Consider the following 20,471-nt stretch of genomic DNA (forward strand, 5'->3'; position numbering starts at 1 on the left):
GTCTCTTACCTCGCCCCGCTTGCGGGGAGAGGTCGGATTGCTTCGCAAGATGCAATCCGGGTGAGGGGTACAGGTCTCACGACGATCATAACTGGTGGAAGCAGCCCCTCACCCTACCCTCTAAGAGCGAGCTTCGCTCGTCTCGACCCCGCAAGCGGGCGAGGGAGAAGGAAGAGCTAATCCGGCCGGATCATCTCGAACATGTTTTCCGGCTTGATCTCGAAGTAGTCGCCGCGGCGGCCGGCGCGGACGATCGGGTGCGCGAGACCGGTCTGGTAGACGCCGTCCTTGATGAAGGCCTTGTCGATGTGGACGGCGACGACCTCGCCAAGCGTCAGCCAAGCCTCGGCCTTCTTGCCGTCGGCGCCCTGGAGCTGGACGATCTGGCTCACCTTGCATTCGAACGACACCGGGCTTTCGGCGACCCGCGGCACGTTGACGAGCTTGCCGGCGACCGGCGTGAGCCCCGCGAGCTTGAACTCGTCGACATCGCGCGCGACATGCACCGCCGTCGCGTTCATGTGCTTGGCGAGATCCATCGTCGCCAGATTCCAGACGAACTCGCCGGTGTCCTGGATGTTGGCGACGCTGTCCTTCCAGTTGGTGGAGGAGAAGCCGATGATCGGCGGCACGTAGCAGAACGCGTTGAAGAAGCTGTAGGGCGCGAGATTGACGTTGCCGCCCTTGTCGCGCGAGGAGATCCAGCCGATCGGCCGCGGCGCCACGATGGCGTTGAACGGATCGTGCTTCAGGCCGTGGCCGTTCTTCGGCTCGTAGAAATGCAGGTCTTTGGCAGTCACGATTGCGTCCTCGTCATTCCGGGATGGTCCGTAAGGAACAGACCCGGAATCTCGAGATTCCGGGTTCGATGCTTACGCATCGCCCCGGAATGACAAGGAAGTCAACTGACGAAAATGTCAGCCCTGGCGCTCAATTGGCGCGGCTGCGCGGCGACAGGCCGGCGATCACGAAATCGATCATCTGGTCGATGGTCGGGCCCGGCTTGGTGGCACATTGGGCGATCATCTGCGGGTGGAAGAACCGCATCATCGCCGTGCAGGCACACAGCGAGGCGAGTTGCAGGTCCGTGATCTCGAACTCCCCCGACGCGGCTCCTTGCGCGATCACCTCGCCGATAATGGAGGCGATGCACTCCATATGGGCGACGCAGACGTCCCAGTCCTCCTGCATCGCGATCTCGACCATCTCGTGCAGCTTGGAGTCACCGACATAGCGTTCGGTGTTCATGCGATTGATGGTCGTCATCAGCTGGCGCAGGCGCGGCGCCGCCGGCCCCTCCGAGCGCGCGATGCGCTGGGCCTCGATCTCGACCTCGCCCATCAGGCCGCGGGCCACGCTTTCGTGGATCGACTTCTTCGAATCGAAGAAGCGGTACACGTTGGCGGGGCTCATCCGCAGCTCTTTGGCGATGTCGGCGACCGTCGTCTTCTGGTACCCGATCTGCCGGAACAAGCGCTCCGCCACCACGAGAATCCGTTCGCGGGTGTCGGTTTCGCTATGTTCCGAGATCAGTGTCATGTTGGCCTACTCAATCTTCAATTATTCGGCCGCCTCAGCAAGCGGAAATGCGCGTTGCGCATCGCCGGCATGCTGCGGCGCAGTATCGGTTTGCTCGGAGCCGCTCTCCTCGAGGGTCTTGCGGAACCAGAGGGCGTAAAGGCCCGGCAGATACAGCAAGGTCAGGAAAGTCGCAACAAACAAACCGCCCATGATGGTGATCGCCATCGGGCCCCAGAACGCCGAGCGCGACAGCGGGATCATGGCGAGGATGGCGGCCAGGGCCGTCAGCACCACCGGCCGGGCGCGCCGGACGGTGGCTTCGACGATCGCCTCGCGCCGGGTCAGGCCGGACGCCACGTCGCTCTCGATCTGATCGACCAGGATCACGGCGTTGCGCATGATCATGCCGGCGAGCGCGATCAGGCCGAGCAGCGCCACGAAGCCGAACGGCTGGTTGGCGACGTTCAGCCCCAGCGAGGCGCCGACGATGCCGAGCGGCGCGGTCAGGAACACCAGGAACAGGCGCGAGAAGCTCTGCAGCTGGATCATCAGCAGCGTCAGCATCACCATCACCATCACGGGGAAGAGGATGAAGATCGACGCATTGCCCTTGGCGGATTCCTCGAACGCCCCGCCCGGCTCGATCCGGTAGGCCGGCTCGAGATGGGCCTGGATGTCCTTCAGCTTCGGCGAGATCTGGTTGGTGACGTCGGGCGCCTGCACGCCGTCGACGACATCCGACCGCACGGTGATTGCCATGTCGCGGTTGCGGCGCCACAGGATCGGCTCCTCATGCGCATATTCGATCTTGGCAATCTGCTGCAGCGGGACGGCTACGCCGTTGCGCGTGGTGATGGTGAGATCGCCGACGCGGCCGAGATCGAGCCGCTCGGACGGCACCGCGCGGGCGACCACGCCGACCTTCTCGATGCCGTCGCGGATCGTGGTGACCGGCGCACCCGAGATCAGCATCGCCAGCGCCTGCGAGACGTCCTGCGGGGTCAGGCCGAGCGCGCGCGCCCGATCCTGGTCGACGGCGAGCTTCAGGTAGGGCGACTGCTCGTTCCAGTCGAGCTGGACGTCCTTGACGTTCTTGTTCTGGCGCATGACGTCGCGCACCTGGTAGGCGATGTCGCGCACCTTGTTGGCATCGGGGCCGATCACGCGGAACTGGACCGGGAAGCCGACCGGCGGACCGAAATTGAAGCGGTCGACCCGGACCCGCGCCTCGTTCAGCGCGCCATCAGCGGCGGCCTGCTCGATCTTGGCCTTGACGCGCTCGCGCGCCTCGACGTTCTTGGCGAGGATCACGATCTCGGCAAAGGCCTCGTTCGGCAGCTGCGGGTTGAGGCCGAGCCAGAAGCGCGGCGAGCCCTGGCCGACATAGGCGGTGTAGGTCTGGATGTCGTCATCGCCCTTCAGCAGCCCTTCGGCCTTCTTCACCGTCTTCTCGGTGACGTTGAAGGCGGTGCCCTCGGGCAGCCGCAGCTGCAGGAACAACTCGGGCCGCTCCGACAGCGGGAAGAACTGCTGCTGGACGTGCCCGAACGCAACGATGGAGGCAACGAAGACGCCGACGGTCGCCGCCACCACCTTGATGCGGTGATCGACGCACCACTGCACGACGCTGCGCAGGCCGCGATACATCCGCGTCTCGTAGATCGCGTGCGGATCGTGATTCTGGTGCACCTTGATGTTCGGCAGCAGCTTGACGCCGATATAGGGCGTGAAGATCACCGCGACGAACCAGGAGGCGACCAGCGCGATCGCCACGATCCAGAAGATGCCGCCGGCATATTCGCCGACCGCCGAATTGGCAAAGCCGATGGGGAGGAAGCCAGCGGCTGTGACCAGCGTCCCCGTGAGCATCGGAAACGCAGTAGATTCCCAGGCAAAGGACGCCGCCTTCATGCGGTCCCAGCCCTGTTCCATCTTCACCACCATCATCTCGACCGCGATGATGGCGTCGTCGACCAGAAGGCCGAGCGCAATGATCAGCGCGCCGAGCGTGATGCGGTGCAGGTCGAGCGACATCGCGTTCATCACGATGAAGACGATACCGAGCACCAGCGGCACCGACAGCGCGACCACGATGCCGGTGCGCCAGCCGAGCGCGACAAAGGAGACGAACAGCACGATCGCGAGCGCCTCGACGAAGGAGTGCACGAACTCGCCGACGGCGTGCTCGACCACCTTGGGCTGGTCGGCGATCTGCTGGATATCGACGCCCTGCGGCACCGCCTTCAGGAACTCGGCGGTCGCCTTCTGGACCTCCTTGCCGAGCTCGAGGATGTTGGCGCCCTTGGCGGTGACGACGCCGATGCCGAGCGCCGGCTTGCCTTCCTGACGCACCACAAAGCTCGGCGGATCGACATAGCCGTGGCTGACGGTCGCGATATCGCCGAGCCGGAACACGCGGCCGTTGCTCTCGACCGGCGTCTCGGCAACCGCCTTGACGCCATCAAGCGCGCCGGTGACGCGCAGCGGCACGCGCTGCGATGAGCTCTCGACGGTGCCGGCCGGGGTGACGTTATTCTGCTTGGCGAGCGAGTCGAACAGCGCTTGCGGCGTGATGCCGAGCGTCGCCAGCTTGGCATGCGAGAACTCGACGAAAATACGCTCGTCCTGGGTGCCGTAGAGATCGATCTTGGTCACGCCGGGCACCTTCAGCAGGCGCTGGCGAAAACCCTCCGCGACCTTCTTGAGCTGCGCATAATTGGCGCCGTCGCCGGTCATCATATAGAGGATCGAATCGACGTCGGAGAATTCGTCGTTGACCACGGGACCGAGGATGCCGGAGGGCAGCTCGCCCTGCACGTCGACCAGCTTCTTGCGCAACAGATAGAAGAGGTAGGGCACGTCCTTCGGCGAGGTCGAATCCTTGAAGGAGACCTGCATCGCCGTGAAGCCCGGCTTGGAATAGGTCTGCACTTTGTCGAAGAACGGCAGCTCCTGCAGTTTCTTCTCGATCGGATCGGCGACCTGCATCTGCATTTCCTGCGAGGTCGCGCCCGGCCACATCACCGAGACGTTCACCACCTTGACGGTGAAGAACGGATCCTCGGCGCGGCCGAGCTTCTCATAGGAGAAGAAGCCGGCGGCGCCGAGAATGATCATCAGGAACAGGACCAGCGTCGGATGGCTGACCGCCCAGGCCGAAAGGTTGAAGCGCTTCATCGAACTCTCCAAGTTCTAGACCAGTCCCAGAACCGTTTCCGCTGCGATTGCGAGGGTTAGAACGACAGCGATGACACGACCCGCACCTTCTGGCTCGGATCGAGTTTCTGCACACCGAGGGCGACCACCTTGGCGCCATCGTCGACGCCGCCCGAGATGACGACGTTGTTGCTCTCGTAGGCCTTCACCTTGACCGGCTTCAGCGCGATGTCGCCCTTGTCGTCGACGATGTAGAGCGAGGGATCGCCGCCCTGGCTGTACAGCGCCGACAGCGGCAACTTGGCGACGCGCTCGCTCGCCTTGTCGGCCAAGGTCAGCGTCGCGGTCATGCCGAGCGAAACCGCCTCGTCGGCGTCCGGCAGCGAGAATTTTGCGAGATAGGTACGGGTAGCGGGATCGGCCTGCGGCGCGACCTCGCGCAGCCTGGCGGCATAGCTCTTCTTGGCGTCCGACCACAGCGTCACCGTGGCTACGCCCGACCTGGCACGAGCGAGAAGCGTCTCGGGGATCGCGACGACAGCTTCCTTCTCGCCAAGTCGGGCGACACGGATCGAAGCCTGGCCCGCGGCAACCACCTGGCCGGGCTCGATCATGGTCGCTGTGACGACACCCCGGGTGTCGGCCACCAGCGTTGCGTAAGAGAGGGAATTCTTGGTCAGCTCGACCGAACGCTCGGCGCGGTTCAGTCGGGCGCGGGCCTCGTCGCCGGCGGCCTTGGCGGAGTCGAGCGCCGCATCGGTGGTCCAGCCCTTGGCCTTCAGATCCTTGGCGCGCTGCTCGGCGGCCGCGGCCTGCGCCAGCACGCCGGTGGCGGCGCGGAACTCCGCCTCCGCCTGCTCGGCCTGCAGCTTCAGGTCGACCTCGTCGAGGGTGGCCAAGGGCTGGTCGACGTCGACTGTCTGTCCGACCTCGACCAGCCGCTTGGCCACCTTGCCGGCAACCCGAAAGCCCATATCGGCTTCGATACGGGGCTTGATGGTGCCGACAAAGCTGCGCTCAGGGGTTTCCGCTTCGTAATGGACGGTCGCCACCAGAACGGGGCGTCCCGGATCGGCGTTTTCGGCCGCCTTTTCATTGCAGCCGGTCAGCGCGAACACCGCAAAAGCCAACGATGCCCCCGTCAAGAGCCTGTAATAGCTCGAGAAAACGGAACGAACGAACATCTGAAATCTCCATCGGGCTGACGACTGATGAAGAGTATCGATTTATCACTGATGAATGTCAATATTCGTCAGTGATAACCAATTCGTGAGGACGAGTCGGAATCGGCTCCTTTCGTCCCGATACCTCGACTTTGGCCTCCGCCTTTTACGGTCGCGGAAGCACCGGCATGGGAGGTTGTGGTCATGTCGTGGATCTTGGCCCTTGGCTACGCCGGCTTCCTGATCTGGTCTGTCGGACGAGCGCGCGAACGCGCGGCTGAGCACGCCGCGACGGGAATGCTGCATTCGCCGCTCTATTGGTCCGGTGCAGGGCTCATCGGCGTTCTGGTCGCGCTCACGCTCTCCGAGCGCTACGCCCTGGCGCAGGGCGGCATCCTGATGTGGACGTGGCTTGCAGCGCTCGGCGTCACGCTCATTGCGATCTTCCTCGTGCGCCGTGCGCTGAAGTGGCGCTATCCGGTCTAGCAGCCAAGAAATGTAGGATGGGTAGAGCGAAGCGAAACCCATCGACTTCGCGCTGCGAGAGGATGGGTTTCGCTTCGCTCTACCCATCCTACGCAGCCGTCTCAGCGCTCGCGTTACCCTACTTCGCCCCCGCGAACTCGGTCTTGGTCTCGTGGCTGCCGAGGAAAACCAGCAGGCCCGCAGCAAGCGGCAACAGCGAGAGCACCAGCAGACCGGTCGACGTGCTTCCGGTGGCTTCCTTGACCCAGCCGATCAGATAGGGCCCGCCGAAACCGGCGAGGTTGCCGATCGAGTTGATCAGCGCGATCGCGCCGGCGGCGGCGGTGCCGGAGAGCCAGGCGGTCGGCAGCGTCCAGAACACCGCGAAGGTGCAGAACACACCGATCGCGGCGACCGTCAGCACCACCATCGTCATGACCGGATCGGTGATGTAGCTGGAGACGGCGAGCGCCAGCGCGGTCAACAGCAGCGGCGCGCCGACATGGAACACGCGCTCGCGCGTGGCGTCGGAACGGCGCGCCCACAGGATCATCGCGACGGTGCCGAATGCGTACGGAATCGCGGTGACGAAGCCGGTCTGCGCATTGGTCAGCCCGAACGCCTTGACGATCTGCGGCAGCCAGAACTGCATGCCGTAGAGCGAGGCGACGAAGCCGAAATAGATCGCGCTGAGCGCCAGCACCTTCGGCGACGACAGCGCCTCGCCCAGCGTGAAATGCTTCGCCGCCTGCTTGGCCGCGACCTCGGCGTCGAGCTTCGCCTTGAGCCACGCCTTCTGCTCGGCCGAGAGCCAATCGGCCTTCTCCGGCCGGTCGGTCAGATAGAACCAGGTGACGATGCCGAGCAGCACCGAGGGAATGCCCTCGATGACGAACAGCCACTGCCAGCCCTTCAAGCCCATCACGCCGTCGAGGCCGAGCAACAGGCCGGAGATCGGCGCGCCGATCACGGTCGAGATCGGCACCGCGAGCGCGAAGGCGGCGAGGAAGCGCGCACGATACTCGGCCGGGTACCAGTAGGTCAGATAGAGGATGATGCCGGGGAAGAAGCCGGCCTCGGCCACGCCGAGGAAGAAGCGCAGCGCGTAGAAGCTGTGCTCGTCATAGACCGCCGCCATCAACGCCGAGAGGATGCCCCAGCTCACCATGATGCGGGCGATCCACCTGCTGGCGCCGAACCGCTCCAGCGCCAGGTTGCTCGGCACCTCGAAGATGAAATAGCCGATGAAGAAGATACCGGCGCCGAACGAGAACACAACCGGCGAGAACTTCAGCTCGCTGTTCATGGTGAGCGCGGCGAAACCGAGATTGACGCGGTCGAGATAGGAGAAGAAGTACGCCAGGATCAGGAACGGGATCAGCCGCCACGAGATCGCGCGGATCGTCGACGTCTCGATCTCGCTGCGGGCGCCGCGATCAGGCGCGATGGTTGCTGTCTGGCTCATAAGCTTCCCCCGGGTGTTGCTTGCCGTGAGGATTATTGGCTGGCTCCGCTTTGAGCAATGGCAAAAACTCATAGCTCACAACACAAACGGGAACCCTGTGCGTTTTGTGCACGGCGTCATTGCGAGCGAAGCGAAGCAATCCACTTATCCGCTTGTGGCGCGATGGATTGCTTCGCGGAGCCTGTCATCGGGCGCGCGTTCGCGCGACCCGGTGGCTCGCAATGACGGAGAGCCAACCCTATTCAGCCAGCTGGAAGCGCTCGAAGCGGTCGAGCTCTTCCTCGATGCGGCGCTTCAGCTCCTTGCGTGCCGCCTGCTTCTTGCCGTTGCCGACCCAGCTCCATTTCTGCATCAGGAGCTTCTTGTTCTGCCGGTCGGTCTTGAGGTCGAGGGCGGCGACGATGTCGTCACCGACCAGCACCGGCAGCGCGAAATAGCCGAACAGGCGCTTCTCCTTCGGCACATAGGCCTCGAAACGGTGGCCATAGCCGAAGAACAGCTCCGTGCGCTTGCGCTGGATGATCAGCGGATCGAACGGCGAGAGGATGTGAACCAGGGTTGGATCACCCTCGCCGGTCGCTTCCAGCACCTCGGGCCGCGCCCAATGTTCCTGCTTGCCGGCGCCTTCCAGCGCGACCTGGACCAGTTCCTTGCGGCGCAGGCGCGCCTCGATCAGGCTGCGCACCGCCTTCTTGCTCGGCGCGTCGAGGTGGCAGATCGAATCCAGGCTGACGGTGCCCTGCGAGCGCAGCGCGCGGTCGAGCAGATAGGCGATCCTTGCCGAGGCCGGGGCCGGCTTCGGCGGCTTGTCCCAGCCGAAGTGCCGGGTCATCAGTTCGTAGGTCTTCAGCATGCCGGCACGCTCGCTGATCGTGACCACGCCGCCATAGAAGGCGAGCTGCAGCGCGCGCTTGGAGGGCTTCCGGCTCTGCCAGAGATGCTCTTTCTCGGTCAGCACGTCGTCGTCGATGTCGCGGATGGTCAGCGGACCGGCACGGAGCAGCCGCAGCACCTTGCGCGTATCCGCAGGGGTCACCGACGAGAACCATTTATGGCCCTCGCGCTTATGCGCCTTCATCGCCGGCAGGAAGATGCCGATGTCCTTGGACGGAATGTAGGACAGCGCGTGCGTCCAGTATTCGAACACGCTCTTGTCCCGGCTCTGCGCCTGCTTGAGGTCGGCGCGGCGGTAGTCCGGAATGCGGGTGAACAGGATGTGGTGATGGCAGCGCTCGATCACGTTGATGGTGTCGATCTGCACATAGCCGAGATGATCGACGGCGGCCGCCACCGCTGACGCCCCCTCCCCGAACGGCGCCTTTGTATCGAGCCGCTGCGCGCGCAGCCAGATGTGGCGGGCGCTAGCATTGCTCAACGAAAGGGGTTCGGCGGCGCGGGGCATTGCCCCAGCAATGTAGTGAGATTCGCGCCGCTGTGGAGAGCCACACCGCGGAAATCCAGCTCCGCATCATTCGGATGCGGCTACGTCGATCCGATGACCCGCCGCAACCACGGAACGTCCCCGATCGCCGCGGCCAGGGCCGCGCTTTCCTCATGGAAGATGCGGGACGAATGACCGCCAACCGGAAACCAGCCGCGGCCATCTTCGACGTCCCGCCGATATTCTTCGAAGCCGATGCTGCCGTCCGGGCGCAGGAAGATATCGACGCAGCGCGAGGCGTCTTCGTCATTGATCGAGCGGAGGACGCGATTGACGTGGGCCATGATGTCCTCGCTCCCCCGTCTGCCTGCCTGGCGCAAGGCGGGACGGCGCACCGAACCGTGACCCAGATCACATTCCGGGCTTTGAACCGGTCCTATTCTCCCAGCATCAAAACGACAGCAAGCCGGATTGGCTAGCCCGACATTTGAGGACGAAAACCATGACCCGCTCTTTTTCCTTGTCTCTTCTGACAATCGGCGCCGCGCTGTCGATGACGGCGGGCGTCGCACTGGCCGGCAGCGAGGCCGTTCCGGCCGCCCAGATTCTCAATGCGCTGAAGCCGAAGTCGGCCACCCGCGGCCTTTCCGCCGGCACGCAGGTCGACCTCGCGGCTTCCGCCAAGGAGGCAAACTTCCTCAACACCGTCCGCAACCGGCAGACCCGTTCGTTGTCGCGCGTTGAACGCCAGGAGATCGCCGACATCGCGGCGAACAAGCCGAAGATCGATCTGGAGATCCACTTCGACTACAACTCCGCCGACATCAGCAAGGGCTCGACCCAGGCCGTGCAGGAGCTCGGCAAGGCGCTGTCGGATGCCAGCATGAAGGGCTCGACCTTCGTCGTCGCCGGCCACACCGACGCGATCGGCGGCGAAGCCTATAACCAGGACCTGTCGGAGCGCCGCGCCGACACCATCAAGAAATATCTGGTCGAGCATTACGGCTTGAACGGCTCGGATCTCGTGACGGTCGGCTACGGCAAGACCCGGCCGAAGGACCCGAGTGCGCCGATGGACCCGACCAATCGCCGCGTGCAGGTCGTCAACATGGATACCAAGACCGCGTCGCAGTAATCTCTTTGCATTCTCGATCCGCCTGCCGGTGCGGCAGGCGGATCAATCATATCCAGCCCTGAAACAGCATCAGCCGGTTGAACGTCGCCATCGACGTCTCGATGACAGCGGCCGCGACCGGCAGCATCGCAACAAACCCTGCGCATCCAACCGCAACGAACGCCCACAGCAGCCAGCGCGGCGCACCCTTGCGCGTCAAGGCGTAGACCAGCACGAAACTCGCGGTGGTCGCCGCCGGCAGATAGTAATAGATGAAACCGAGCGTGCGCGGCAGCAGCGCCCAGGCCAGATACGGGCCGAGGTAGAACGCCAGCACGAGAAACGCATCACGGCCGCGCCCGACGATCCAGTCGCGCAGCGCAATGATCAGCGCGATCAATGCCGGCCACAGCACCAGCGGGTTGCCGAGGAACACGATCGCGGCGAACCTGTCGTCGCCGACCTTCTCGAACAGGTACCAGACCGGGCGCACCAGGAACGGCCAGGACGGCCACGAGCTCATATAGGTGTGGCCCGCGATGGCAGTCGTGGTGTTGTCGGCAAAGATGCGGCGCTGCGCCTCGATGATATCCGTGAAAGAAAGGCCGTAGAGCGGCACGAAGGTCGCGAGATAGACGGCCGCCGGGATCAGCACGAAGCAGACGATGAAGTGTGGAAGACGAAAGTCCGGCCACAGCTCCGGCCGGTACCAATCCTCCGCATTGGCGTCGGCAAAGTGCGTGCGCCAGCCCTGCATCAGGCGGATCACCACGATGATCGCGATGCAGGTCGCGAGCACGAACAGCCCGCTCCATTTGCAGGCAGTGGCGAGCCCTGCGAAGAGTCCCGCCAGCGCAAAGGCGCAATGCGGTCTTGGTTGCCTGAAGCCGTGAACGAACGCCGCGATCGCGAACAAGCCGAAGGCGAGCGCGAAAATATCCAGCATCGCGATCCGCGACTGCACGAACAGCATCTGGTTGAAGAAGGCGAGCAGCACGGCAGCGACCGCGCGTTGCTGCGATGCGAACAGCGCAAGCCCACCGAGATAGACGCCGACCAGCGCCAGCGCACCGAACAGCGCCGCGGGATAGCGCCATCCGAGCGGCACGTCGCCGAACGCCTTGATCGAGACGGCGATGATCTCCTTGCCGAGCGGCGGATGCATCGGGTTGAGGATCGGGCCCTCGCGCACCGGCAGCAGCATCTGCCGCGCCGCCGGCACGTAATGCACCTCGTCGAAATAGAGCTTGCCCGGCGCGGTGATCCCGAGCAGCAGCACGACATGGGCGACGATGAAGACGATTGCCGCGACGACCGCCGTGCGCGCGGCGGGACTTCGCGGAACAGAAGGAGATTTGGATACGATGTTCAAAGGGCAAGCACGGTGCGAGGGGAACGCAGCTTGCGATAGTTATACGATATCGGCTGCATCCGCGATCCGTCGCCACGGTCATGTGACGGAACCATCGTGCCCATACTGTCATGCCCCGCTTCATGCGGGGCATCCAATACGCAGCGGCCTATCGGCCGAGCACCGAAATCTCTGGAATACTGGATCGCCCGGTCGGAGCCGGGCGATGACAGCGAAGCCCTACCTCACGCCGCCGCCTCGCCCTCATAGGCCCGGCGCAGGCCTTCGATATCGAGCTTGATCATCCCGAGCACGGCCTGCATCACGCGCGCGGCGCCGGCGGCGTCGGACCCGCCGAGATATTGGCGGACCGCCGCCGGCACGATCTGCCAAGCGACGCCGTAGCGATCGCGGAGCCAGCCACACTGCTCGGCCGTGCCGCCGGCCGCAAGCAACGCGTCCCACAGGCGATCGACCTCGGCCTGGTCGACACAGTCGATCGCGAACGAGACCGCGTGGGTGTGCTCCATCCTCATCCCGCCGTTCAGCGCCATGAAGCGCTGACCGGCGAGCGTGAATTCGACCAGCAGCACCGTGCCGGCCTTTCCGCCGGGGCTGTCGATGACGTTCTTCTGGACGGTCTCGATCCGCGAATTGGGCAGCAGCGAGACGTAGAGGTTCGCGGCCTCCTCGGCCTCGCCGTTGAACCACAGGCAGGGAGATACCTTGGACATGCTGAGCTCCTCGTGATGGCAGGATGCGATCAGGCGGTCGCCGCGGCGGACTGCGCCTTCATCGCCGCCTCGACGTCCATCCACATCACTTCCCAGATGTGACCATCGGGATCCTCGAAGCTGCGGCCGTACATGAAGCCGTAATCCTGCTGCGGCGACGGATCGGCGTTGCCGCCGGCGCCCGTTGCCTTGGTGACATAGCCGTCGACGGCGTCGCGGCTATCTGCGGACAGGCAGATCAGCACTTCGCTCGTGGTCTTGGTGTCGGCAATTTTCTTCGGGGTGAACTCGCGGAACTTGTCGTGCGTCAGCAGCATGACGTGAATCGTGTCGGAGATCACCATGCAGGAGGCGGTGTGGTCGGAAAATTGCGCGTTCTTGGTCGCGCCGATCGCCTCGTAGAACGCAGTGGCATGGGCGAGATTGCTGACCGGCAGGTTGACGAAGATCATTTTGGGATTGGCCACGCGAAGAACTCCTGTTGGCGGGGTTGTGCCCCGAGGACGAACCGCATAGCCGGATCCCGACATCGCCGTGCAGATTTTTATTGCGGCGTCCTGCCGCAGGGTGACGTCAGGTCACAATCGGCGCCGGCATGGTCAGGAATGCCCGCGTCACGTGCCAGAACAGCTCCCGATTGGTGGCAAGCGCCACCGAGTGGGCGGTGCCGGGCAGGATGATGAACTGCCGGTCGCCATTCGGCAGCTTGTTGAAGAACTCCTCGAGATCGGGGACCGCCGCGATCCCGTCATATTCACCGCGGACCAGCAGCACCGGCGCCAGCACCTTCTCAGGATGCACCACCGGCAGATTGGCGGTCATGTCCAGATAGGTGCCGGTCGGGATCTGGTCGCCGAACTGCATCTCGGCATCGGCCAGCACCTCGACCACGGCAGGATCCGACGTGCCGGGCCTGTCGCGGGTTGCGATCGAACGGATCATGTCGCGGTCGCGCTTGCGCATGTTGTGGCTGCGGTAATAGGCGAGTTGCTCGGCGCGCTTTGCCAGCGTCGGCGAGCCCTCGCCCTTGTAGGTGAAGGCCGCGAACACCAGCCGGTCGATACGCTCGGGCGCGGCCATCGCGAAAGCGCCGGCCCGCAACGCGCCCGAGGATTCGCCGACGAAGTGATATCGGCTCTGCCCGGTCTCCCGCGCGATCACCTCGACCGCGGCCTTCAGATCCTCGACGCCGCTCGCGATATCCGCATTGCCCGACGTGCGGCCGGACTTGCCGTAATTCTCGTGGTCCATGGTCCAGCAATCGAAGCCGTAGCGGGCAAACGTGTTCAGCAGCGAATACTCGCCCTTGCCGGGCACGGTGAGGTCGAACACCCTTGATGTCACCGACGAGCCGTGCACGAAAAACACCACGGGCCGCGCCGGCTCGCCCGGCTTCGGCGCGCCGATCCGCTTGCGGAACATCCACAGCGGAACGTCGCCCTTCTTCGCCCAATATTCGTTGCTCCATATTTCTCCCTCGACAGGAACCGCGCTCGCGGCCTGCGCCCGCGCTTCGCCGAGCATGCCTGCTGCCGTCGTAACGCCAATGCCTTTGATAATGCTGCGCCGCGAATGACCTGACGGCATCATGGTTCGTCTCCCTTCCGGATTTCTTCGTCCGATCCGGTGCGATCGAGCATAGCAGCGCGCTTGTCCGGTTGCGCGACGGGGGCATCTCGCGTCCGCCAATCCGATGCACGATTTTGTGAACGCGGTTTCCGGCCAACGGCGCGGACGACGAACGGACTTGGTCCTAGTCTCCGCGGCGATCCGACCGGAAAAATCCGGCGAGAAGCGGGAGCGAAGAATGAGCAGCAATCTCACCGACGAAGAACTTGCCGCCTTGATGCCCTCCGAACTGTGCCGGCACCAGACGCCGATCCCGACCCAGATCGTCTCCAGCGACGAATTCTATCCCGACCCGCAGAACGAACGGCAGCGCGAGGTCGAGGCGCGGCTGCTTGCGATGGCCGACGATCTCGGCGGCAGGCAGGGCCTCGATCGCCGCAGATTCTTCCAGACCGCGGCCGGCATGGCCGCCTCCTTCGTCGCGATGAACCAGGTCTACGGGGAGCTGTTCGCTGTGACGCCGGCGGAGGCCGCGACACCCGCGATGGCGCAGGAGCGCGCCAACTCGCTGAAAGACCAGTTCATCATGGACATGCACACGCATTTCCTGCGCGACGACACCCGCATCATGGGTTTTGTGGAAATGCGCAAGGCGGTCGGCAAGGCCGGCTGGAACAAGGAGCTCAACGATCACGAGCAGACCATCGAGGATCTCAAGTTCAACAACTACAAGAAGGAGATGTTTCTCGATTCCGACACCAAGATCGCGCTGATCTCCTCGGCGCCTTCCGATATCGAGCAGGACTGGTTCCTGACCAACGAGCAGATGGCCGACGCGCGCAAGAAAATGAACGACGAGGCCGGCTCGCGACGCGTGTTCTGCCACGCCATCTTCACGCCCGGGCAGCCCGGCTGGCTCGACAAGCTCGACGCCGCATTGGCGCTGAAGCCGGAATCCTGCAAGGGCTACACGATCGGCGACAACACCCACAAGGAGATCAGCCGCTACCCCTGGCGGCTGGACGACGAGAAGGTCGCCTACAAGGGTTATGAGAAGATGGTGAAGGCGGGCATCAAGAATGTCTGCGTCCACAAGGGACTGTTTCCGCCCGGGATCGAGAAGCAGTATCCGAATCTGCGCGGCTTCGCCGACGTTGCCGATGTCGGCCAGGCGGCCAAGGACTGGCCGCAGCTCAACTTCATCATCTACCACTCGGCCTATCGCCATGTCGGCGGCGATCCGAAGGTCGCGCTCGCCGAGTTCGAGCGCACCGGCCGCATCGCCTGGACCTCGGATCTCGCCGACATCCCGGCGCAGTATGGCGTCAACAATGTCTATGGCGACGTCGGGCAATTGTTCGCGACCACGCTGGTCGCCGAGCCCAATGTCTGCGCTGCGCTGATGGGCACATTGATCAAGGGGCTCGGCGTCGACCACGTCTGCTGGGGCACCGATGCGCTGTGGACCGGCGCGCCGCAATGGCAGATCGAGGGCCTGCGGCGGCTGGAGATCCCCGAGATGATGCAGAAGAAGTTCGGCTATGCACCGCTCGGTCCCGCCGACGGGCCGGTGAAGACGGCGATCTTCGGCGACAACAACGCCCGGCTCTACAACATCCAGCCAAAGCGCGCGATGCTCGACCTCAAGGGCGATCGCTTTGCGATGATGAAGGCGCAGTATGAGAAGGCCGGCCCCGAACCGTCGAACACACGTTACGGCTATGTCGTGCCGAACGGTGTGATCGATCACCGGGTGTTTGTGTAGGGGTTAGGCCCCGTCATTGCGAGCGCAGCGAAGCAATCCATATCTCCGCGCAGAGACAGATGGATTGCTTCGTCGCTTCAGCGCAAAATTGCTTGCAATTTTGTCGCGAGTTCTCGCAATGACGGAAAAGGTCATCGCCCCGTAAACCTCGGCTTGCGCTTCTCGCCGAACGCCTTGGCGCCTTCCTTGAGGTCCTCGCTGTCCTTGATGGCGTCGAGCTGCCGGCGCACCTCCGCGACCGTCTCCAGCGGCCCCTTCGGCATCGCGTCGCGCGCGAGCTTCTTCAGCGCCTGCACCACCAGCGGCGCGTTGCCGGCGATCTTGGCCGCCAGCTCCTGCGCCGCCGCAAGGTGCTGGCCCGGCGGCGTGATCCGGTTGACGAAGCCGATCTGGTAGGCCCGCTCGGCCGACAGCTCCTCGCCGACAAGCAGGAACTCCATCGCGATCTTGTGCGGCATGCGCGCCAGCACCGAGGAGACGCCGCCACCGGTGGTGCCGATCTTGGCTTCCGGATAGACGAACCGCGTCGTCTCCGAGGCGACGCAGATGTCGGCCATCTGCACCAGAACGAAGCCGCCGCCCACCACCCAGCCCGACGTCGCCGCGATCACCGGCTTGTCGAGCTCGACGCCGAGCCCGGGCACCGCCTGCCACATATTGGCGGGGAAATCCCGGACGTCGGCACCGACACAGAAGTACTTCTCCTCGGCCGAGGCCAGCACCGCGACGCGGTCGTCGCTGTCGCGAAAGCGCCGCCAGGCTTGCTGCAACTCGTCGCACAGCGCGTTGTTGAGCGCGTTGTGCGACGCGACGCGATCCATCGTGATGGTCGCGACGTGGTCGGCGCTCTCGTAACGCACGAGCGTCATGCTGGCCTCCTACCCTAGACTGTCATTCCGGGGCACGCGAAGCGTGAACCCGGAATCTCGAGATTGTGGCGCGAGATTCCGGGTTCGATGCTGCGCATCGCCCCGGAATGACGTTGCAGCTCAGCCGCAACGTCACTTCTTCTCGTCGGGATGGCGGTGCACCGGGTCGACCCACAGCACGGTCTCCGGCTTCTCGATCGGCTCGATGTCGAGATTGATCGCGACCGCTTCGCCGTCGGAGCGCACCAGCACGCATTCCAGCACCTCGTCGCGGCTGGCATTGATCTCCTGATGCGGCACGTAGGGCGGCACGAAGATGAAATCGCCGGGGCCGGCCTCGGCGGTGAACTGCAGCTTCTCGCCCCAGCGCATCCGCGCCTTGCCCTTCACGACATAGATGATGCTTTCGAGATGGCCGTGATGATGCGCGCCGGTCTTGGCGTCCGGCTTGATGCTGACGGTGCCTGCCCACAATTTCTGCGCGCCGACCCGGGCAAAATTGATCGCGGCCTTGCGGTCCATGCCGGCGGTCGACGGCACATTCGGATCGAGCTGGTTGCCCGGAATGACGCGGACGCCGTCGTGCTTCCAGCGCTCATCGTCGTGATGGTGATGGTCGTGGGAATGGGTGTGATCGTGGGAACCGCTCATCGTTCTTGCTTTCGTTGGTCTCATTTCGTGCGTGGAACGCTAGCGAAAAGCAGGCGCGCAGGCGAGCGGAAAATCGGAACGTTGCCAAATCGGAACATCGCCATGTGTCGGCGCGTTGTCTCAGCGTATTCCGAAGGAGTAATTTCATGGGTAGCACGACCGATAGGATCAAGGGCACGACCAACGAGGCGATCGGCAGGTTCAAGCGGCGTCTTGGCAAGGTCACCGGCTCTCCCGCGATGCAGGGCAGAGGCGCGATCCTGGAAGCCAAGGGCAAGGGACAGAAGGCACTCGGCGGCATCAAGAGGATCGTCGGCAGGGTGACCGCCGCGGCTCACTGGCCTCGCTGAACGAGAGATGACACGGCCGCCCCATCGAGCCGGCCGTTCGAGCATTGGCGACGGTGATCAGCCGCGCGGGTGGGGATGTGCCAGCACATCCGGATTGACGACGTTGGTCGGCGTACTGGCCGCGTAAGCCAATATCTGATCGAAGATGTCGGTGAACTGGATTTCGTACTCGTCGCGCGAAACGTAGCCGAGATGCGGCGTGCAGACCACATTGTCCATGTTGAGCAGCGGGTCCGCCGTGTCGCGCAGCGGCTCCTTCTCGTAGACGTCGATCGCGGCCATGCCCGGCCGGCCGGCACGCAGCGCATCGACCAGCGCGCCGGGCTCGATCAGCGGCGCGCGGCTCGTGTTGACGATCAGCGCGGTCTGCTTCATCCGTGCGAGGTCTTCCGCCTTGACGATGCCGCGCGTCGCGTCCACCAACCGCATATGCAGCGACAGCACGTCGCAGCGGGCAAAGAAATCCGCTTTGCTGGCCGCGGTCTCATAACCGTCGGCGCGCGCCTTCGCCATCGCCGGCTCGCGCGCCCAGACCAGCACGTTCATGCCGAACGCCTTGCCGTAACCCGCGACCACCGCGCCGATGCGACCATAGCCATAAATGCCGAGCGTCTTGCCGCGGAGCGTATGACCGACGCCGATCTGCCACTTGCCCGCCTTCAGCGCCGCCATCTGTTGCGGAATCGCGCGCATCGCCGCGAGGATCATGCCCCAGGTGAACTCTGCGGTGGCATAGGACGGCGTATCGGCATGCTGGCTCGACGACACGATGATGCCGAGCCGCGTGCAGGTGTCGATGTCGATATGCGGATAGACGCTGCGCTGGCTGATCAGCTTCAGCTTCGGCAGACGTTCGAGCAGCGGGGTGCGGATCTGGGTACGCTCGCGGATCAGGACCAGCGCGTCGGTATCGCGCAGCCGTTCGGCGAGTGCATCGACGTCCTGGACATGATCGTTCCAGATTTTGACGTCATACCCGTCGAGCTTGCGGTAGCAATCGAGGGTACGCAGCGTGTCGAAATAATCGTCGAGGATCGAAATCTTCATCGCTGCGCCCCTGTTGTTGCGGGCCGGTTACTTGACGCGCATCAGCCTATTTCACGCCAAGCAGTTCGACGTCGAACATCAGCGTGGCGTTCGGCGGGATCACGCCGCCGGCGCCACGCGCGCCGTAGCCGAGGTTCGGCGGGATGATCAGGGTGCGCTTGCCGCCGACCTTCATGGTGGCGACGCCCTCGTCCCAGCCCTTGATCACGTGGCCCTGGCCGATCGGAAACTCGAACGGCTCGTTGCGATCGACGGAGGAGTCGAATTTCTTGCCCTTCTGGCCGTTCTCGTAGAGCCAGCCGGTGTAGTGCATGACGCAGGTCTGGCCGGTCTTCGGCGAGGCGCCGGTGCCGACCTGGCTGTCGATGATCTGGAGGCCTGAAGCTGTGGTCATGGGCTTTCCTGCAGTTTGGGCCGTTGCCGTCCCGCTGACAACGGACGTGGAGACTGCCGCCGCAAGGCCGGCGAATGCAGTCTTGATGATCGTGCGTCGGGAAGATCGCATCTTGCACCTCTCGTGAAGGACGGCCGTCTCTAGCCCAGCGCGGGCCAAATCCCTAGCCATTTTTCAGTGACCGGCCATGCCGCCGTCGCGGTCCAGCGCAAAATCGTCAAGCAATGGCGACGACGCGCCTGCGATCAGATCGCCGATCAATTGCGCCGCCAGATAGGAGAAGGTGATGCCGTTGCCGCCATAACCATACGCGGCATAGACGCCCTTCGCACCGGACACCGGGCCGATCAGCGGCAGGCCGTCGCGCGTGGTATCGAACGTTCCCGCCCAGCGATAATCGATCTCGGTTTCGGCAAACGGCCATAGCGCGGCAAGGCGCTTCGCCAGCGCGCGCGATTTCTGCGGGATCAGGCGGTCGCGTGCGTCGGGCTCGATGATCTCGTCGCTGTCCTCGCCGCCGACGATGATGCGGCCTTCCGGCGTCGTGCGCGCGTAGAGATAGTCCTTCGCGCACTCCCAGATCAGCACGCCGTCCTTCCAGATGTTCTGCGGCTGCGGCGCGGTTGCGATCGCCCAGCTCGAGGACACCGCCTGGACCCTGGAATGAACGATGTCCGGCATCGCATAGCCGGTCGCCAGCACCACGGCTCTCGCGGCGATTTCGCGGTCATTGTCGAACCCGACCGTGACCGCCGCGCCTGCCGGGTCGAAGGCTATGGCCTCGGCATCGAACGACCGCGCACCGCGCGCGACCGCGAGCCTGAGCAGACTGTGGGCAAGCTGCAGCGGATCGGCATCCGCCGCGCCGGATGACACGATCGCGGCGGCGCGCGCCATGCCAAATATCTCGAGCAGCTGGCCGTGGTCGAGGAAGTCGCCGGGCAGGCCGGCGCGGCTGCGCAGCCGGTGTTCGTCGCGCAATTCGGCTGCGGAGCTTCCGGTCGCCAGATAGAGCGAGCGTTTGGTCCTGATCTCGCTCGAAACGTTGGTGCTGCGGACCAGCGACAGCAGGCCGGTTACCGCCGCCAGGCTCGCGCGGTAGGCGCGGACGGCGCGTTCGAAGCCGTAGATCGCGGCCAGCTCGACCAGCGGACGATCGATCTCCCAGAGCAGCATCGAGGTGCTCGCCGCGGTGCTGCCGTGGCCTGGATGCTCGCGATCGACGATGACGACATCGAGCCCCTGACGCGTCAGCCGCTCGGCGACCAGCGCACCGGTGATGCCGGCGCCGACGATCAGCGCATCGCAGGAGAGATTTTCAGCGAGCGGCGGCGGACGCCTCGACGCCGCACGCCAGGGTGGAGAGCCGCCACGCAGATCGGCTTGTTCGGTCTCGTCTGAATCGAGGGTGCGGATGGCGGACCTCGCGGGGATGGGCTTTCAGCACCAACCCTCGCGACAAATTCTTGTTCCGTC

The 20,471-nt window shown here is 64.4% G+C and carries 21 protein-coding genes; 5 read left to right on the forward strand and 16 right to left on the reverse strand.

All coding sequences use genetic code 11. The features are described from left to right. Nucleotides 1–176 precede the first annotated feature (176 nt). The 4 genes from ACVWYP_RS38225 to ACVWYP_RS38240 all read right to left on the reverse strand — a co-directional run bounded on the left by ACVWYP_RS38225 (nucleotide 177) and on the right by ACVWYP_RS38240 (nucleotide 5,861). On the reverse strand, nucleotides 177–800 hold the full coding sequence (locus ACVWYP_RS38225) for a flavin reductase family protein (RefSeq protein ID WP_304496928.1): 624 nt from the start codon (nucleotides 798–800) through the stop codon (nucleotides 177–179). Nucleotides 801–930: 130 nt separating this feature from the next. Continuing rightward, entirely contained in the window at nucleotides 931–1,539 is a 609-nt protein-coding gene (locus tag ACVWYP_RS38230; protein WP_028338595.1) for a TetR/AcrR family transcriptional regulator, read from the reverse strand. A gap of 21 nt (nucleotides 1,540–1,560) precedes the next feature. Next, a complete protein-coding gene (locus tag ACVWYP_RS38235) occupies nucleotides 1,561–4,698 on the reverse strand; it encodes an efflux RND transporter permease subunit (RefSeq protein ID WP_304496929.1) in 3,138 nt (1,045 codons plus the stop codon). 56 nt (nucleotides 4,699–4,754) lie between these two features. Then, nucleotides 4,755–5,861 carry an efflux RND transporter periplasmic adaptor subunit gene (locus ACVWYP_RS38240; protein ID WP_050387400.1) on the reverse strand — a complete coding sequence of 369 codons (1,107 nt, stop codon included), beginning with the start codon at nucleotides 5,859–5,861 and terminating at the stop codon, nucleotides 4,755–4,757. A 183-nt stretch (nucleotides 5,862–6,044) separates the two neighbouring features. Here ACVWYP_RS38240 and ACVWYP_RS38245 point away from each other — a divergent pair, with 183 nt between their 5' ends. Continuing rightward, nucleotides 6,045–6,326, forward strand: a complete 282-nt coding sequence (locus tag ACVWYP_RS38245) for a hypothetical protein (protein ID WP_304496930.1) — start codon at nucleotides 6,045–6,047, stop codon at nucleotides 6,324–6,326. 118 nt (nucleotides 6,327–6,444) lie between these two features. Here ACVWYP_RS38245 and ACVWYP_RS38250 read toward each other — a convergent pair whose 3' ends face one another. The 3 genes from ACVWYP_RS38250 to ACVWYP_RS38260 form a co-directional block, all read right to left on the reverse strand. Further along, nucleotides 6,445–7,770: an MFS transporter gene (locus ACVWYP_RS38250; protein WP_304496931.1), complete on the reverse strand. Its 1,326-nt coding sequence runs from the start codon at nucleotides 7,768–7,770 to the stop codon at nucleotides 6,445–6,447. Between the two features lie 238 nt (nucleotides 7,771–8,008). Beyond that, complete coding sequence (locus tag ACVWYP_RS38255) at nucleotides 8,009–9,172, reverse strand: winged helix-turn-helix domain-containing protein (RefSeq protein ID WP_304496932.1); 1,164 nt, start codon at nucleotides 9,170–9,172, stop codon at nucleotides 8,009–8,011. An 80-nt stretch (nucleotides 9,173–9,252) separates the two neighbouring features. Continuing rightward, complete coding sequence (locus ACVWYP_RS38260) at nucleotides 9,253–9,495, reverse strand: hypothetical protein (RefSeq protein WP_304496933.1); 243 nt, start codon at nucleotides 9,493–9,495, stop codon at nucleotides 9,253–9,255. Between the two features lie 158 nt (nucleotides 9,496–9,653). Between ACVWYP_RS38260 and ACVWYP_RS38265 the strand changes: the two genes are divergently transcribed. Further along, complete coding sequence (locus tag ACVWYP_RS38265) at nucleotides 9,654–10,286, forward strand: OmpA family protein (RefSeq protein WP_304496934.1); 633 nt, start codon at nucleotides 9,654–9,656, stop codon at nucleotides 10,284–10,286. A gap of 46 nt (nucleotides 10,287–10,332) precedes the next feature. Here the strand turns inward: ACVWYP_RS38265 and ACVWYP_RS38270 are convergent, their stop codons facing one another. From ACVWYP_RS38270 to ACVWYP_RS38285, 4 genes are all read right to left on the reverse strand, one after another. Beyond that, entirely contained in the window at nucleotides 10,333–11,637 is a 1,305-nt protein-coding gene (locus tag ACVWYP_RS38270) for a phospholipid carrier-dependent glycosyltransferase (RefSeq protein WP_304496935.1), read from the reverse strand. Nucleotides 11,638–11,861: 224 nt separating this feature from the next. Further along, on the reverse strand, nucleotides 11,862–12,350 hold the full coding sequence (locus ACVWYP_RS38275) for a VOC family protein (RefSeq protein ID WP_028338587.1): 489 nt from the start codon (nucleotides 12,348–12,350) through the stop codon (nucleotides 11,862–11,864). 29 nt (nucleotides 12,351–12,379) lie between these two features. After that, on the reverse strand, nucleotides 12,380–12,802 hold the full coding sequence (locus ACVWYP_RS38280; RefSeq protein ID WP_035630843.1) for a VOC family protein: 423 nt from the start codon (nucleotides 12,800–12,802) through the stop codon (nucleotides 12,380–12,382). Between the two features lie 121 nt (nucleotides 12,803–12,923). Further along, nucleotides 12,924–13,940 (reverse strand): alpha/beta hydrolase, encoded by a 1,017-nt coding sequence (locus tag ACVWYP_RS38285; RefSeq protein ID WP_304496936.1) that lies wholly within the window; start codon nucleotides 13,938–13,940, stop codon nucleotides 12,924–12,926. 217 nt (nucleotides 13,941–14,157) lie between these two features. Between ACVWYP_RS38285 and ACVWYP_RS38290 the strand changes: the two genes are divergently transcribed. Next, nucleotides 14,158–15,684: an amidohydrolase family protein gene (locus ACVWYP_RS38290; RefSeq protein WP_304496937.1), complete on the forward strand. Its 1,527-nt coding sequence runs from the start codon at nucleotides 14,158–14,160 to the stop codon at nucleotides 15,682–15,684. A 131-nt stretch (nucleotides 15,685–15,815) separates the two neighbouring features. On the opposite strand, the gene ACVWYP_RS38295 is transcribed toward ACVWYP_RS38290, so the two are convergent. Then, the gene (locus ACVWYP_RS38295) at nucleotides 15,816–16,553 is read right to left on the reverse strand and encodes an enoyl-CoA hydratase/isomerase family protein (RefSeq protein WP_304496938.1); all 738 of its coding nucleotides are present in this window, start codon (nucleotides 16,551–16,553) and stop codon (nucleotides 15,816–15,818) included. Between the two features lie 132 nt (nucleotides 16,554–16,685). Next, a complete protein-coding gene (locus tag ACVWYP_RS38300; protein WP_028338582.1) occupies nucleotides 16,686–17,204 on the reverse strand; it encodes a cupin domain-containing protein in 519 nt (172 codons plus the stop codon). A gap of 146 nt (nucleotides 17,205–17,350) precedes the next feature. Here ACVWYP_RS38300 and ACVWYP_RS38305 point away from each other — a divergent pair, with 146 nt between their 5' ends. Then, the gene (locus ACVWYP_RS38305) at nucleotides 17,351–17,554 is read left to right on the forward strand and encodes a CsbD family protein (protein ID WP_028338581.1); all 204 of its coding nucleotides are present in this window, start codon (nucleotides 17,351–17,353) and stop codon (nucleotides 17,552–17,554) included. Nucleotides 17,555–17,611: 57 nt separating this feature from the next. Here the strand turns inward: ACVWYP_RS38305 and ACVWYP_RS38310 are convergent, their stop codons facing one another. The 3 genes from ACVWYP_RS38310 to ACVWYP_RS38320 all read right to left on the reverse strand — a co-directional run bounded on the left by ACVWYP_RS38310 (nucleotide 17,612) and on the right by ACVWYP_RS38320 (nucleotide 20,264). Continuing rightward, nucleotides 17,612–18,601 (reverse strand): D-2-hydroxyacid dehydrogenase family protein, encoded by a 990-nt coding sequence (locus ACVWYP_RS38310; RefSeq protein ID WP_304496939.1) that lies wholly within the window; start codon nucleotides 18,599–18,601, stop codon nucleotides 17,612–17,614. Nucleotides 18,602–18,647: 46 nt separating this feature from the next. Next, nucleotides 18,648–19,106 carry an FKBP-type peptidyl-prolyl cis-trans isomerase gene (locus tag ACVWYP_RS38315; protein WP_304496940.1) on the reverse strand — a complete coding sequence of 153 codons (459 nt, stop codon included), beginning with the start codon at nucleotides 19,104–19,106 and terminating at the stop codon, nucleotides 18,648–18,650. Between the two features lie 63 nt (nucleotides 19,107–19,169). Further along, nucleotides 19,170–20,264 (reverse strand): NAD(P)/FAD-dependent oxidoreductase, encoded by a 1,095-nt coding sequence (locus ACVWYP_RS38320; RefSeq protein ID WP_304500381.1) that lies wholly within the window; start codon nucleotides 20,262–20,264, stop codon nucleotides 19,170–19,172. Between ACVWYP_RS38320 and ACVWYP_RS38325 the strand changes: the two genes are divergently transcribed. Continuing rightward, the gene (locus ACVWYP_RS38325; protein WP_456684279.1) at nucleotides 20,196–20,396 is read left to right on the forward strand and encodes a hypothetical protein; all 201 of its coding nucleotides are present in this window, start codon (nucleotides 20,196–20,198) and stop codon (nucleotides 20,394–20,396) included. The genes ACVWYP_RS38320 and ACVWYP_RS38325 overlap by 69 nt on opposite strands. Nucleotides 20,397–20,471 lie beyond the last annotated feature (75 nt).

The organism is Bradyrhizobium sp. USDA 3262, from assembly GCF_054060035.1.